General features: G+C 61.0%; 14 protein-coding genes. 11 read left to right on the top strand and 3 right to left on the bottom strand.

Going from position 1 to position 13,743, the window contains the following annotated elements:
• Positions 1 to 8 precede the first annotated feature (8 nt).
• Positions 9 to 1,091: a PA0069 family radical SAM protein gene (locus tag QQJ86_RS01380; RefSeq protein ID WP_284319103.1), complete on the top strand. Its 1,083-nt coding sequence runs from the start codon at positions 9 to 11 to the stop codon at positions 1,089 to 1,091.
• Between the two features lie 47 nt (positions 1,092 to 1,138).
• Here QQJ86_RS01380 and QQJ86_RS01375 read toward each other — a convergent pair whose 3' ends face one another.
• The gene (locus QQJ86_RS01375; protein ID WP_284319102.1) at positions 1,139 to 3,193 is read right to left on the bottom strand and encodes a S9 family peptidase; all 2,055 of its coding nucleotides are present in this window, start codon (positions 3,191 to 3,193) and stop codon (positions 1,139 to 1,141) included.
• A 127-nt stretch (positions 3,194 to 3,320) separates the two neighbouring features.
• Here QQJ86_RS01375 and xth point away from each other — a divergent pair, with 127 nt between their 5' ends.
• The 9 genes from xth (at position 3,321) to QQJ86_RS01330 (ending at position 10,556) form a co-directional block, all read left to right on the top strand.
• The gene (xth, locus tag QQJ86_RS01370) at positions 3,321 to 4,103 is read left to right on the top strand and encodes an exodeoxyribonuclease III (RefSeq protein WP_284319101.1); all 783 of its coding nucleotides are present in this window, start codon (positions 3,321 to 3,323) and stop codon (positions 4,101 to 4,103) included.
• Between the two features lie 2 nt (positions 4,104 to 4,105).
• Entirely contained in the window at positions 4,106 to 4,789 is a 684-nt protein-coding gene (locus QQJ86_RS01365) for a YecA/YgfB family protein (protein ID WP_284319253.1), read from the top strand.
• 172 nt (positions 4,790 to 4,961) lie between these two features.
• The gene (locus QQJ86_RS01360) at positions 4,962 to 5,795 is read left to right on the top strand and encodes a pirin family protein (RefSeq protein ID WP_284319100.1); all 834 of its coding nucleotides are present in this window, start codon (positions 4,962 to 4,964) and stop codon (positions 5,793 to 5,795) included.
• 297 nt (positions 5,796 to 6,092) lie between these two features.
• Entirely contained in the window at positions 6,093 to 6,551 is a 459-nt protein-coding gene (locus QQJ86_RS01355; protein ID WP_284319099.1) for an SPFH domain-containing protein, read from the top strand.
• Between the two features lie 180 nt (positions 6,552 to 6,731).
• A complete protein-coding gene (rsmG, locus tag QQJ86_RS01350) occupies positions 6,732 to 7,370 on the top strand; it encodes a 16S rRNA (guanine(527)-N(7))-methyltransferase RsmG (protein WP_284319098.1) in 639 nt (212 codons plus the stop codon).
• Between the two features lie 113 nt (positions 7,371 to 7,483).
• A complete protein-coding gene (locus QQJ86_RS01345) occupies positions 7,484 to 8,335 on the top strand; it encodes a ParA family protein (protein WP_284319097.1) in 852 nt (283 codons plus the stop codon).
• Between the two features lie 9 nt (positions 8,336 to 8,344).
• Positions 8,345 to 9,214 (top strand): ParB/RepB/Spo0J family partition protein, encoded by an 870-nt coding sequence (locus tag QQJ86_RS01340; protein ID WP_284319096.1) that lies wholly within the window; start codon positions 8,345 to 8,347, stop codon positions 9,212 to 9,214.
• A gap of 70 nt (positions 9,215 to 9,284) precedes the next feature.
• A complete protein-coding gene (locus QQJ86_RS01335) occupies positions 9,285 to 10,001 on the top strand; it encodes a glycosyltransferase (RefSeq protein WP_284319095.1) in 717 nt (238 codons plus the stop codon).
• A gap of 186 nt (positions 10,002 to 10,187) precedes the next feature.
• Positions 10,188 to 10,556: a DUF488 domain-containing protein gene (locus tag QQJ86_RS01330; RefSeq protein WP_284319094.1), complete on the top strand. Its 369-nt coding sequence runs from the start codon at positions 10,188 to 10,190 to the stop codon at positions 10,554 to 10,556.
• A gap of 46 nt (positions 10,557 to 10,602) precedes the next feature.
• On the opposite strand, the gene QQJ86_RS01325 is transcribed toward QQJ86_RS01330, so the two are convergent.
• Positions 10,603 to 11,556: a patatin-like phospholipase family protein gene (locus QQJ86_RS01325; protein ID WP_284319093.1), complete on the bottom strand. Its 954-nt coding sequence runs from the start codon at positions 11,554 to 11,556 to the stop codon at positions 10,603 to 10,605.
• 21 nt (positions 11,557 to 11,577) lie between these two features.
• Positions 11,578 to 12,549, bottom strand: coding sequence for a helix-turn-helix transcriptional regulator (locus tag QQJ86_RS01320; RefSeq protein ID WP_284319092.1), 972 nt, complete (start codon positions 12,547 to 12,549; stop codon positions 11,578 to 11,580).
• Between the two features lie 218 nt (positions 12,550 to 12,767).
• On the opposite strand from QQJ86_RS01320, the gene QQJ86_RS01315 reads away from it, so the two are divergent.
• On the top strand, positions 12,768 to 13,580 hold the full coding sequence (locus QQJ86_RS01315) for a DUF481 domain-containing protein (RefSeq protein WP_284319091.1): 813 nt from the start codon (positions 12,768 to 12,770) through the stop codon (positions 13,578 to 13,580).
• The last annotated feature ends 163 nt before the right edge of the window (positions 13,581 to 13,743 follow it).

The raw sequence follows: 13,743 nt of genomic DNA, 5'->3' as shown, positions 1-13,743 counted from the left end.
ATTGAGCAATGGCTGACCCCCTTCACGCATTCAAAGGCCGCGGCGCTGCATCCAATCCGGAAGGACGCTTCGAAAGCATTCGTCATCACGCCGAAGACGATGGCTGGCAGCATGCCATGCTGGATGAAGAGTGTCTGCGTCCGCGCACGGAAGTGACGGAAGAACGTGCACGTAGTGTCATAACACACAACGATTCGCCAGACCTGAGTTTCACAGCGGCGATGAATCCGTATCGCGGCTGCGAGCACGGCTGCATTTACTGCTACGCGCGACCCAGCCACAGCTATTTGAATCTGTCCCCTGGCCTCGATTTCGAAACCAAGCTTCGTGCCAAGAGCAACTTGGCTGAAGTGCTGCGTTCAGAACTGTCCAAGCCAGGCTATGTCGCCAGTCCCATCAATATCGGCAGCAATACGGATCCTTACCAGCCGATCGAAAAACGATGGCGCATCACGCGTGCTGCATTGGAAGTGCTGGCCGAATGCCATCACCCTTGCACCCTCGTCACGAAGAACGCGTTGGTGGAACGTGATCTCGACATCCTCGTACCGATGGCGCGAGAAGGCTTGGTGCAGGTGTTCGTCTCGGTGAATTCATTGGACAATCATTTGGCGGCGAAGCTTGAACCGCGTGCGAGTGCGCCGCATCGGCGGTTGAAAGCCATTCGCACCTTGGCCGAGGCTGGTGTGCCGGTAGGCGTGCTGGTGGCGCCGATCATCCCTGCGTTGAACGATCGTGATATGGAAGCCGTGCTTAAGCAGGCAGCCGACGCGGGCGCGAGCTGCGCGGGCTACACGGTCATTCGATTGCCGTATGAGTTAAAAGCACTGTTTCGCGAATGGCTCAGCTTGCACGCGGCGCAGCGTGCAGAGCACGTGATGAGCCTAGTGCAGCAGTCCAATGGTGGCAAAGATTACGACAGCAACTTCGCCACGCGCATGCGAGGGCAAGGCGTATTTGCCGAACTGTTGCGGCGTCGCTTTGAAGTGACATGCCGTCGTCGTGGATTGACTCGCGCACGCGCGTTGCAACTGGATACGTCGCGTTTTGTGCCTCCGCGGAAAGTGTCGCCGCAGGGTGAGCTGTTCTGAGATAACGCCCCTCTCACGTCGAGAGAGGAGCGTGTGTGGATCTCGTGTTACGACTGCGGCGGCAAATACTTCTCAAACCAATTCAACGCCCGCTGCAGCAGATCACGTTGATGCACCGGATTGACGAAATGATGTCCTTCGTTGGGATACACCACCAGCGACGTCGGCACACCGAGGGTGCGCAAGGCATGCCAGTATTCGAACGATTGTGGCGCCGGGCATTCTGCGTCGCGTTCACCCACTACGATCAGCGTGGGTGTCTTCACATTCTTGATGAAGTTGATCGCCGAGCTTTTCGCATACACCGCAGGATCGTCGTACACGGATGCGCCGAAGAACGGAATCATCCACTGATCGATCAGGTTCTGCCCGTAATAGCTCTGCCAATTGGCAATACCTGCGCCGGCCACCACGGCGCGGAAGCGCTGCGTTTGCGTGGGCGCGAACATGCTCATGAAGCCGCCGTAACTCCAGCCGACGAGGCCAAGACGGTGATCGTCCACCGACACTTTCTTTTCCACGGCATCGACACCGGCAAGCGTGTCATGCAGGTCGCCATAGCCGAAGTCCTTGCGGTTGGCCTGCACGAAGGCCTCCCCCTGACCGTAGCTGCCGCGCGGATTCGGCATGAAAACGAAATAGCCCAATCCAGAGAACGGCGCGAAACTCGCACCCAACCCAGGCCAGCGCGGCAGCACTGCGCCGGAAGGGCCGCCGTGCACGTTCACGATCATCGGATAGTGCTTGTTGGGATCGTAGTTGACCGGGTACAGCAGCCAACCCTGCACGTGGAAACCATCGTGATCCCATTCGACCGATTCGGCTTTGCCCCAGCTCGGCTTCAACGCTGCGTTGATCGCGGTGACGGCATGAGGTGCTCCACTGTCCACTGCACCCGCGTAGACCTCCGGTGCCACGTCGAAGGACGATTGCTCGAACGCTACGTAGCGATGATCAGCGGAGAATGAAAGCCCCATGATTGCGCTCCCGTCCCATACCGCGCCTTGCGTCGTGAACAACACGCGCTGCTGCTGCGCGTGCCGTGCGTCCACCGTGTATTCCGCCAATTGCGCGTGACCGTCGCTGAATTGGTTCACTAGCAGCGACTGCGGCGAACTCCAGGTAAACCACGATGGCGAGACATGGATGCCTGATGTGAGATTGACGGGTGCGCCACCGCCAGCGGCAACGCTGTAAATGTCGCCGCCAGTAAAACCCTGATCGCTCATCAAGCCACCAATGAAAGCGATGCGCGAACCGTCCGGCGACCAACGCGGCAACGCGATCTGCAAACCATGTAATGGCCCGCTGACGGTATTCGGATTGACCACGGCCGTGCGTGTCGCGCTTGCCTGCGCACTCTGCACATAGAGCTGCGCGATCCACCAATTGTTGTCACCCGGTGCTGGTGCAGCGACATAAGCCACGCGATCGCTATCCGGCGCCCACGCGAACTCGTAGACATAGCTGTCGGCTGGCGTGACTCGCTGCACCGCACCGCCCTGCGCAGGCAAGGTGGCGACCCGTTGCACTTCGATGCCTTCCACGCCGATCTCGCCGACGGACGGCTTCGCCGCCGCCAGCGCACTGGCCGGGCGCGTGGCACCTTCCACATAAAGGAAGCCCAGCGTTTTGCCATCCGGCGACCAGCTCAGCGCATGCGCGTAGCCATTGAGGTTGGACAGATGTTCCGGCTGGCCCGACGACTGCGTGTCGAGCACGTAGACGTCCTGCTGCTTGCTGCCGCCCATACCGTTACGAGTGCTGGCGCAATTAGAGAGAAAGGCCAGATGACGCGAATCCGGCGCCCAAGCGATGCCTTCTTCGCTGCATATGCCGGGTTTGGTGGCTATGCCGACGCTATGCGCGTTCTTGCCGTCGACGTCGGCCAGCACGATACCTGGCTTGCCCTCGGTTTCCACAACCCAGGCGAGCTGATGCCCATCCGGCGACAGCGCTACTTCATTGATATCGCGCACCTTACCCAGTTGGGTGAGCAAGGTTTCGATACGCGGGTCAGGAGTGCTGCGCGTATCGGCCACCGCGACCGGGGCGAGCAACGCGGCAAGGAGCGGCAACAGCAAGCGGGAGGGTTTGAGCATGACAGCGTTCCGCGGACACAAGAAAGCCCCACGCTAGCAGCTAACCCCCTTGTGCCCATGTGCATGAAGGCACGCTGCGTCATGGGGCAGCCCGTGTGCGTCATCGTCATCCCGTACAATCCCGCGCATGAAAATCGCCTCCTGGAACGTGAACTCGCTGAAGGTGCGCATTCCGCACCTCACCCAGTGGCTGGCCGATGCACGCCCAGACGTCGTGGCGCTGCAGGAAACCAAGCTGGAAGACGCCAAGTTTCCCGTCGACGAATTGGCCGCCGCGGGCTATCAAGCGATCTACGCCGGTCAGAAAACCTACAACGGCGTGGCGATCCTGGCTCGGAATGATGCTGGCTTGTCCTTTGAAGACGTAATCACCGACATTCCCGGGCTGGACGATCCGCAGCGGCGCATCCTCGCCGCCACGGTGGGTGGCGTGCGCGTGGTCGATCTTTACGTCGTGAACGGCAAGGCCGTGGGTGACGAGAAATACACCTACAAGCTCCACTGGCTGGAAAAAGTGCACGCGTTTCTAGCGAAAGAAATCCAGCGCCATCCCAAGCTGGTGGTGCTGGGCGATTTCAACATCGCCCCGGATGATCGCGACGTCTACGACGCGCCTGCCTGGGGTGAGGAAGTGCTGTGCTCCCCGCCCGAGCGCGCCGCCCTGAAAGCCATTACGGAGCTGGGCCTGCACGACAGCTTTCGCCTTTTTGAACAGGACGCCGGCCATTACAGCTGGTGGGACTACCGGCAGGGTGCGTTCCGGCGCAACATGGGGTTGCGCATCGACTTGATCCTGCTGGGCGATGCCCTGAAATCGTCGGCCAAGAGTGCCACCATTGACCGTGAACCGAGGCGCTGGGAGCGGCCTTCCGACCACACTCCGGTCACGGTAGACCTGGATATTGAATGACGATGAGCGAAACCAAGACCGAATGGCCCAGTTCCCTGGATGATCGCGAGCTCGACGAGCTGGATGCCTACTTGCGCACGCACACCCAGGAAGGTGACGGCCATCTGCTGCTCGACGGGGTGCACGGCCTGCTCAGCGCCTTGGCCGTAGGCCCCACACAGGTACTGCCGGAGGAATGGCTGCCCGAAGTGCTGCATGAGCCGTTTGCGGACGAAAACGAAGGCAACCGCGTATTGGCCTTGCTCGCCAAGCTCAACGATTCGATTAGCGCCGAACTGGACGTGGACGCCTACGAACCGATTCTCGGCGAAATCGACACCGAAGCCGGCCCGGCGCTGTCGGCGGCCGGCTGGTGCGAGGGCTTCAGCCGCGGCATCGATCTACGCGCAGCACTGTGGGAAAAGCGCCTGGCCGACGATCCGTCCTTGATGGAAGTGCTCGGCCCCGTGATGGCCCTGGCCGTGGACGAAGGTATTCTCAGCGCCGAAGCCGAGTTCGAAAAACTCACCGACGAGGAATACGACGACTGCTTGGCGCAACTCCCCGCTGTGCTGGCCGCCGTAAACCAGTATTGGTTCGAGCATCCCGCCACAGAAGCGGAACTGGATGCGCTGCTTCGCGCGAACGAGTCGAAAGCCGAGCATCCCGCACCACCGCGGCAACGCAGCGGGCATTGGGTGCATTGAGTCGTTCTATTCCCTCTCCCTCCAGGGAGAGGGCCAGGGTGAGCGGGCACGACTTGCGGTAAAACGCAGTTCTGCGTGCATGACTCGAAACAGTCCGTTCGCCCCTTCCTACTTGGGTTGCTGCTTCAGCACAACCATCATGTGCGCCAGATCGTTCTTACGGGAGCACACCATGACTGAGCGCCGCATTCTCCGCCGCATCCGCGGCATCGATACCGCCGACGGTGCGGGCGTAAAGCTCAAGCGCATCATCGGCCAGCCTGGGCTGGACATGCTCGATCCCTTCCTGCTGCTGGACGAATTCCGCTCTGACCAGGCGGGCGATTACATAGCCGGCTTTCCTGAGCATCCGCACCGCGGCTTCGAAACCGTCACCTACATGCTGGCCGGCCACATGCAGCATGGCGACAACCACGGCAACCGCGGCGATCTGAAGCCCGGCAGCGTGCAATGGATGACGGCTGGTCGCGGCATCCTGCATTCGGAAATGCCGCAGCAGGAAAACGGCCTGATGTGGGGCTTCCAGCTGTGGGTGAATCTGCCGGCCAAGGACAAGATGACCGAGCCGCGCTACCAGGATATTGATCCAGAACACATTCCTGTTGTGCGCCCGGTCTCTGGAGTGACGCTCAAGGTCATTGCTGGCCATTTCGGTGACGCAACCGGTCCAGTGTCGGGAATTGTCACCGCTCCGGTGTACCTGGATATCGCCCTGGAAGCCGGGGCTGGCATCGAGATTCCGCTGCCGGAAGGCCACCATGCCTTCGCCTATGTCTTCGACGGTAACGATGCCGAAGTGGCGGGCGAGAAGCTTTCGCGCAGCGAACTGGCGGTGTTGTCCGAGGGTACCAGCGTGCGTATTGCCGGCCGCGAAGCCCCATCCCGTGTGCTTTTGGTGGCCGGTCAGCCACTACAGGAGCCGGTAGCGCGCTACGGCCCGTTCGTGATGAACACACCTGAGCAAATCCACCAGGCCATTGCTGACTTCCGCGCCGGCAAGTTTTAACCCCAGTTAGCCCGCTAGCACTTCAGCCACGCCATCGCCCTGCCGATAGACCTATCGGCGGGGCGATGTGCTTTGGGTCACAGCATGGACAGCTGGGGCGATGTGCCTTGGCCTACGGCACGAACGATGCAAACGTTTCAGTGCCAACAACCGTTAAGGATTTGCTGACAAAAAGGGCTTGCGGGGTTGAAAATCCAGGCGTTAAATTAGAATTAATCCTGGCGGCGTCATGTGCCTGTAGAATGATGCTCCGTAAAGTTTTTAGAAACCGTAGTTAACTGGTTGTTTTAAAAGATCATGACCATCCTGACCTTTACTCTTATAGCGGTTTTCTCCCTAGCTGCAGTGGCGGTGAAGCGTGTGCCGGCGGGTCAGGTCTACAGCCTCTATCGTTACGGCAAGCAGGTTCGTCTGCTGCAGCCAGGCACCCATGTGGTGATGCCGCTGCTGGATCGTGTCGGTCATCGCATCGACCTTAGTGGACGCGTGCTGCGCTTCGATGCCTCCAATGCCAAAGCCACGCCGGTACAAGGCACCGTGTACTGGCAAGTGTTGGAGCCTGAGCGCGCCGACGCAGTGATCGAACAAGCTGATCAGCTCATCCGCCATGGCGTGCTCGATGCCCTGCAGTCGGAGTCGGAAACCAGTCAACAGGAACAGCGCCAGGTTGTGGCTCGCCTTAAGTCCAGCCTCAACCAGCAACTGCGCGAACGCGGTGTGATGGTGACTCGCGTCGAGCTGGACGCCGCCGCCTAACAAAAGCATCTGGCCAGGTTGCCCAAGAAGCACCGGCTCAGGGGAATCTGAGAAGTTCGACCCGCTACGGCGGGTCTTCTTTTTTTACTGCTTCGCGGATCTGCTTAAGGCCGCAGGCATGGCAACGTTGGGGTTTTCACCTCAACCTACGAAGCACCGTACGTCTCTCAAGGAACCGCAATGGCCGATCGCTCTACCCTGCAAATCCAGCTTGAACAGGGCATTGCTGCGCTCGGTCTGTCCTTGCCGACCGATGCCGTGTCGCGCTTGCTCGATTACCTTGCGCTGCTCGAGCGCTGGAACGCGGCCTACAACCTCACCGCGATTCGTGATCCTGCGGAGATGGTGAGCCGGCACCTGCTCGATTCGCTGGCCATCCTGCCTCACGTGAAGGGCGAAACGCTGGCCGACCTCGGCACCGGCCCCGGCCTGCCGGGCATTCCCCTGGCCATTGCCGCACCGGGCCGGCAGGTGCTGCTGGTGGATTCCAACGGCAAGAAGGTGCGCTTTCTGCGCGAAGCAATTCGTGCACTGAAATTGGAAGGCGTGCGCGCGCTGCAATCGCGCGTCGAAGAGGTGGAAGGCTCGTTCGACTGCGTCACGGCCCGCGCTTTTGCCAGCCTGACGGACATGCTGGCCTGGGGTGGCCATCTGCTGGCGCCCCACGGTGTATGGCTGGCCATGAAGGGCAAGACACCGGAAGAAGAGCTTGCAGGTGTGCCATCCGCATTCGTCGTTCGCGGCATTCATGCGCTGGCGGTGCCGGGCCTGGGGTCCGCGGAACGCCACCTGGTCGTGCTGGAGCACGCAAACCCATGAGAGCCTGTCTACGATCTCCGGGCGGCCTGCACTGGCTCTGACAGCAGGCTGTTTCGCCCCCTTCCTGCTAATCTAGCCGTCCTTTTGAATACACCCACGGTACCGGACGAGACATGGCCCGTATCATCGCTGTCGCCAACCAGAAAGGTGGCGTCGGCAAAACCACTACCGCTGTCAACCTCGCTGCGGCGCTTGCTGCGGCGAAGCGCAAAGTGCTGCTGATCGATCTCGATCCGCAGGGCAACGCGACCATGGCATCCGGCGTGGATAAGCGCGAAGTTTCGCCGAGCGGCTGCGAAGTGCTGCTGGGCGAAGCACCGATCGAGCAAGCCATCGTTACTACCGAAGCGCATTACGATCTGCTGCCGGGCAATGGCGATCTCACTGCCGCCGAATTGAAGTTGATGGACGCGCTGGCGCGAGAGAACCGGCTCAAGGAACAGCTGGCGAAAGTCATCGGCAAATACGACATCATCCTGGTCGATTGCCCGCCCACGCTGCATCTGCTCACCGTCAACGCGCTTACCGCTGCGACCAGCCTGCTGATTCCGGTGCAATGCGAATACTTTGCGCTGGAAGGCCTTTCGAGCCTGCTCGATACGGTGAAAGCCGTGCGCCAGCATCTGAATCCGCAGCTGGAAATCGAAGGCCTGCTGCGCACCATGTACGACGTGCGCAACAACCTCGGCAATGAAGTTTCCGCGCAGCTCACCCAGCATTTCGGCGACAAGGTGCTGCGCTCGATCATTCCGCGCAACGTGCGCCTGGCCGAAGCGCCCAGCCACGGCCAGCCCATTCATTTGTACGACCGCAGCTCGCGCGGCGCCATCGCTTACATCGGTTTGGCCGGCGAAATCATTCGCCGCGAACGCGGTTCGCAGGCGGCTGTCGCAGCGCTGCATGCCATGCACGGCGACTCACCCGAGGAATCGGTGGAAGCCTCGGCACATCTGGATCAGGAGTAAGCATCAAGAATGTCTGCCGCGAAGAAACGTGGATTGGGACGCGGGCTCGATGCCCTGCTTGGCGGCGGCGACACCGGCGCACCCTCGGTGATCGAACAGGAAGGCGAGCTGCGCAATCTGCCGATCCAATACATCCAGCCCGGCAAATACCAGCCGCGCCGCCATTGGAATGACGAAGCGCTGGACGAACTGGCCGCGTCGATTCGCGCGCAAGGTCTCATTCAACCCGTTGTGGTGCGTTCGATCGGCAAGAACAGCTACGAGCTGATCGCCGGCGAACGTCGCTGGCGTGCAGCGCAGCGCGCGCAGCTCAGCGAGATCCCCGCACTGGTGAAGGACGTGCCGGAAGTCGCCGTACCGGCGATGGCGCTGATCGAAAACATCCAGCGCCAGGATCTCACGCCGCTGGAAGAAGCCGACGCCATCAAGCGCCTGATCGACGATTTCGATCTCACCCACCAGCAAGCTGCCGACGCAGTGGGCCGCTCACGCGCCGCGGTGTCGAACATGCTGCGCCTGATCGATCTGCCGGCATCCATCAAACGCTTGCTCGATGACGGCAAGCTGGAAATGGGTCATGCCCGCTGCCTGCTCACGCTGCCCGAATTCCAAGCTGAATCGCTGGCACTGGAAGCCGCACGCCACAACTGGAGCGTGCGCGAACTCGAAGACGCCGCCCGCAAGGCGCAGACCGCACCCAAGGGCAAGGCGAAGAGCGCACCGGCGCGTGATCCGAACATCGATGCGTTGGAACGCGAACTGGGCGAGCGCTTTGCCACCAAGGTGGAAGTGGCGCATGGCCGCGGCGGGCGCGGCAAGCTGGTGATCCATTACCACAGCAATGACGAGCTGGATGGGATTCTCGGCAAGCTGCGCTGAGCCACGAACCATGCCCTCTCTCCGAAGGAGAGAGGGCAAAAAATAAATTCGCATCACAAGGCTAGATTCCATGCCGCAACTTTCCGTCGTCGTGCCCGTCTTCAACGAACGCGACAACATTCCTCCGCTGCTCGCCGAAATCGCCGCCTCGCTACGCGGCAAGCTGGACTTCGAGATCGTGTACGTCGATGACGACTCCAGCGACGACAGCCGCGCCGTGTTGCAAGCTCAGAAAGCCAGCTATCCGGAACTGCGCGTGCTGCATCACGTAACCCGCAGCGGACAGAGCACGGCGGTGTGGAATGGCGTGCGCGCGGCACGCTCGTCGTGGATCGCCACGCTCGACGGCGACGGCCAGAACAATCCGGCCGATATCCCCAATCTGCTTGCCGCACGCGATGCGGCCGAGCCGGAAGTCAAACTGTTTGCCGGCTGGCGTACCACGCGGCGCGACAGCTTCAACAAGCGTATCTCCTCCAAGATCGCCAACGCGGTGCGTTCGCGCATGTTGCGCGATGCCACGCCGGACACGGGCTGCGGTCTCAAGCTGTTCGAGCGCGACGTCTTCCTACGCTTGCCTTATTTCGACCACATGCACCGCTACCTGCCGGCGCTGGTGAAACGCGCCGGCTTCCAAAGCCAGAGCGTGCCGGTGGGACACCGTCCGCGCACGGCCGGTAAATCCAAGTACGGCATGCTCGACCGCCTGTGGGTGGGCATCGCCGATCTGCGCGGCGTGGCTTGGCTGATGCGCCGCGCCAAGGTGACGCACGTCGAAGAACTCTAGAGCCTACCAAGCATCCCTCCTTGCGCCTGAGTGGCTGCACTCAGGCGCTGCGCCACGCCCGCCCGACGGCCGCTCCGGCGCAGCGCGAGATACCTGGGAGATGAAAGTAGGTTCTTAGACCGCGATCACGTTGTTTGAATGACGCAGGCGTATGCTTGACGGACGTAGTCTTGCAGGAGGCCGTCCGTGAGCATCGCCGTCAAACGCATCTACGACCCGCCCGCCCAAACTGATGGCTATCGTGTCCTGGTGGACCGGCTTTGGCCGCGTGGCCTGAAGAAGGAAAACGCCACGTTGGATTTATGGGCCAAGGAACTGGCGCCCAGCACGGCGCTGCGCAAATGGTTCGGCCACGATCTCGCGTGCTGGGAAAGCTTCCGCCACCGTTATGCGACCGAACTGGACGCGCAAAAATCATTCTGGCAACCCTTGGTGACAAAGGCGGAACGGCACCGTGTCACGTTGCTGTTTGGCGCGAAGGATGAAGAGCACAACCAGGCGGTTGCGCTGAAGATGTATCTGGATAATTGGATGAGGGCGAACAGCCTGCGCTGATGTGTTCAGTTTCCTCTCCCAACCAACATGGAGAGAAAGAAAAGCATCACCGCGGCGGCGGATTCCACGACTCTAACGCCACCCGCATCTTCTCCCGCCCCAATTCGATCAACTCCCGCGCGCGGTAAAACTCATACGCGCTTGATACATTGCGCGCCAGCTGCACCAGCAGATCCGGCTGATACGCGGCCAGGCGCAGACGAGAAAGATTCGCCTGCATCAGATCCATCGATTGGCCGAGCAACTCCAAGGCGCCCGTTTCGCGCGGCTTTGCGGCGTCCATCGCTTTCAATTCGCCACCCGGCAGAAGCCGTCCCAGCAAGCGGCCAATACCGCCCTTTGGTTTTGCATCGCCCGCAGACATTTCCGTCGGCAGATTCGTTTCGGCTGGCCCATCGATGCTGACCGCGATGACGTAATCGGCCGGCTCACGAATCAACGGCGTTACCGGTACGGGATTGAGCAGTGCGCCGTCCACCAGCAATCGTCCGTTGATGAGGTGTGGACGAAACAGCGTGGGAATCGCGATCGACGCACGCACCGCATCGAACAGCGAACCGCGCGTAAGCCATACCTCACGCTCACGCTCGAGATCTGTGGCAACCGCGGTGAACGTAATCGGCAGATCTTCAATACGCACATCGCCGACCAGATCGAGCATGGTGCCGATGATTTTCTCGCCCTTGATCAAGCCGCCGCCAGCGAAGGAAAACGACAAGTCCACCAGCTTCAGCACGTCGAACTTGTCCAGCGTACAGACCCAGTCGCGATAGATACTCAGCTTGCCGGCTGCGTGAACGCCGCCGATCAATGCACCCATCGAACAGCCGGCGATGGCGACGATGTCGAAACCCTGTGCTTCCAGCTCCTCGATCGCACCGATATGCGCCAGCCCCTTCGCGCCGCCGGAACCGAGCGCCAACGCAACCGTAGGCTTGCGTGCTGCATTTCCCTCATTGCCAACGCGCGGCTGAAGTTCGGTGGACGGGGTAGCTGGCATGGGTGACGAGCGGCTTAATCGCTATTGATAGCCGGTGAGTGCGAGCTGCAGCATGATCTTCATTTCCTCGCGCAGCGGCAGCGGCGCAACGATCTCCGCATCTGGCCCGTATTTGAGCACGTCCATCAGCAACTCGCGCGAATTCGAATACGGCAGCTGCAATTCATACCGCCCATCCGGCAGCCAAGCGCCTTTCTGCTGCGAGTGCCAATGTTCATCGGCCACCCAGCGCGCGGCGTGTGCAGAGAATCGGATAGTGGCCCAGGCTTTCGGCTTGCCGGCGAAAATGCCGTAGCTGGAGGCGAGCAGGTCATTGAGCTCGCTTTCTGCCACATCTGTCGCTGCTTCTTCCATCGCATGCGGATCGGCGATGCGATCCACCGCGAAACTGCGCAAAGCTTCGCGATCGTGGTCCCAGGCGTCCAGATACCAGTTGTCGCGGTAGTGCGTCAGTCGCTGCGGCGATACGGTGCGCTTGCTTTCATTGTTGGTCGTGCGCGCTCGGTACAGGAAACGTACTTGCTTGCGGTCCAACACTGCTCCCGCGGTAATGCGGAACACTTGCTGGTCGAGCTTGCGCTCGCCCCATGGAATCACACGGATGCGCTCCACCGGCAAAGCTTTGCCGCTGGCTCGATCGGAAAGCAGGTGCTCGATACGCGCCTTGAAGGGCGCCAATGCACCGGCCAGCACGCCGGGGCCGCTGCGGCCGATCAGTTCGTTGAGCGCCAGCAGCGCGGCCAACTCGTCCGAGGTCAACCACAGCCCTGGCAATTCGAAACGCTGGCCCTCGGTGGCTTCGTAGCGGAACGCGGCGTGTTCGCCGCCCGCGCTCTCGATCGGCGCGCCCAAGGCGTCGCGCAAGAAGGCGATATCCCGGTACAGCGTGGCTCGCGAGCACTCAAGCTCGTCCATCAGCCTGGGCAGCGGCACCGGGTAATGCGCCGATTTCAACAAGCGGTGCAGGGTAAGAATGCGCTCGTACCGATCCATGTCGACATTCAGCAGGGGAGTCTGCGTAGCATGGCCATGCCGCGTGACGCCCGCAAGCGTGTCGCAGGCTTTCCCATGAGATTTAGCGCCGATGCGCGTTGCCGGCCCGATTGTCACGATCAGGCCATTAAGATCGCTCTAAATATTCACAAAGCGTTCAAGCCGCTCCGTTAAAGTGGCCTGTTCCAACAGCTTTTTAACATTGGACGACTCCAGCGATGAAAAACCTGCTGATGACCGGCTTGGCGCTCGCCACCCTGGCCACCTTCACTGCCCACGCCCAGGACACGTCCTCCGGTACCCAGACCAGCGCCGGCACCTGGACGGGCTCGGGCGAACTGGGCTTCGCCTCTACTACCGGCAACTCCCGCTCGCAGAACGTGAATGCGAAGCTGAACCTTGCACAGGAAACCGACCAGTGGAAGAACAGCTTCTTCGCCGACTGGCTGCGCTCCAGGGGCCAGGTCACGGTGACGAACGCGCAAGGCCAAGCCGTCAAGCAATTCGACACCACGGCCGACCGCTATGACTTCGGTGCTTCGGCCGGCTACAAGCTCGACCCGCGCAGCTACATCGTCGCCGCCGGCCGCTATGAGCATGACGACTTCGCCGCTTACCGCTGGCAGGGCACGGTCTCGATCGGCTACGGCTACATGGCGTTGAAGACCGATCGTACCCAGCTCTCCTTCGAAATCGGTCCCGGTTACACCGAATACCAGCCGGCTACCGGCACGCAGACCATCAACGGCGTCACTGTGCCGCTCAAGGAACCGCGCCAGAGCCAGGTCGTTGCGCGCGGACTGGTGAACTACAAGTACCGCATCACCGACAACACCTCGTTCGACGATACGTTCCTGATGGAATCCGGTACCAAGAACACTTACCTGCAAAACGATGCCGGAGTTGCGGTGAGCATGACCAAGAAGCTGTCGCTCAAGGTGGGCTTCCAGGTACGCCACAACAGTGATGTGCTGTCGGGCATCCGTCACACCGATACGTTGACGACGACCAATATCGTTTACAACCTCTGATCGCGCGTCGCGATTTAGCCGTCTATTCAACCCCTCCGTGTGCAAGCGCGGAGGGGTTTTGTTTTCCGTGCATCGGTCATTGCCTCATGCGCTGAGGTTAATCCCGCTCACCGTTGTCAGTGCAGGCATACACATTTGAATGCCGGTGTCCGCTACTCCTTCG

The organism is Dyella acidisoli (assembly GCF_030160295.1).
GTDB classification, from domain to species: domain Bacteria; phylum Pseudomonadota; class Gammaproteobacteria; order Xanthomonadales; family Rhodanobacteraceae; genus Dyella_B; species Dyella_B acidisoli.
The sequence above is the reverse complement of the archived record's forward strand: the minus strand, read 5'-3'. Positions and strand labels throughout refer to the sequence as shown.

Coding starts and splice junctions, on each gene's coding strand:
- QQJ86_RS01380 (WP_284319103.1), top strand. CDS start 9: ATGGCTGACCCCCTTCACGCATTCAAAGGCCGCGGCGCTGCATCCAAT.
- QQJ86_RS01375 (WP_284319102.1), bottom strand. CDS start 3,193: ATGCTCAAACCCTCCCGCTTGCTGTTGCCGCTCCTTGCCGCGTTGCTC.
- xth (WP_284319101.1), top strand. CDS start 3,321: ATGAAAATCGCCTCCTGGAACGTGAACTCGCTGAAGGTGCGCATTCCG.
- QQJ86_RS01365 (WP_284319253.1), top strand. CDS start 4,106: ATGAGCGAAACCAAGACCGAATGGCCCAGTTCCCTGGATGATCGCGAG.
- QQJ86_RS01360 (WP_284319100.1), top strand. CDS start 4,962: ATGACTGAGCGCCGCATTCTCCGCCGCATCCGCGGCATCGATACCGCC.
- QQJ86_RS01355 (WP_284319099.1), top strand. CDS start 6,093: ATGACCATCCTGACCTTTACTCTTATAGCGGTTTTCTCCCTAGCTGCA.
- rsmG (WP_284319098.1), top strand. CDS start 6,732: ATGGCCGATCGCTCTACCCTGCAAATCCAGCTTGAACAGGGCATTGCT.
- QQJ86_RS01345 (WP_284319097.1), top strand. CDS start 7,484: ATGGCCCGTATCATCGCTGTCGCCAACCAGAAAGGTGGCGTCGGCAAA.
- QQJ86_RS01340 (WP_284319096.1), top strand. CDS start 8,345: ATGTCTGCCGCGAAGAAACGTGGATTGGGACGCGGGCTCGATGCCCTG.
- QQJ86_RS01335 (WP_284319095.1), top strand. CDS start 9,285: ATGCCGCAACTTTCCGTCGTCGTGCCCGTCTTCAACGAACGCGACAAC.
- QQJ86_RS01325 (WP_284319093.1), bottom strand. CDS start 11,556: ATGCCAGCTACCCCGTCCACCGAACTTCAGCCGCGCGTTGGCAATGAG.
- QQJ86_RS01320 (WP_284319092.1), bottom strand. CDS start 12,549: ATGGATCGGTACGAGCGCATTCTTACCCTGCACCGCTTGTTGAAATCG.
- QQJ86_RS01315 (WP_284319091.1), top strand. CDS start 12,768: ATGAAAAACCTGCTGATGACCGGCTTGGCGCTCGCCACCCTGGCCACC.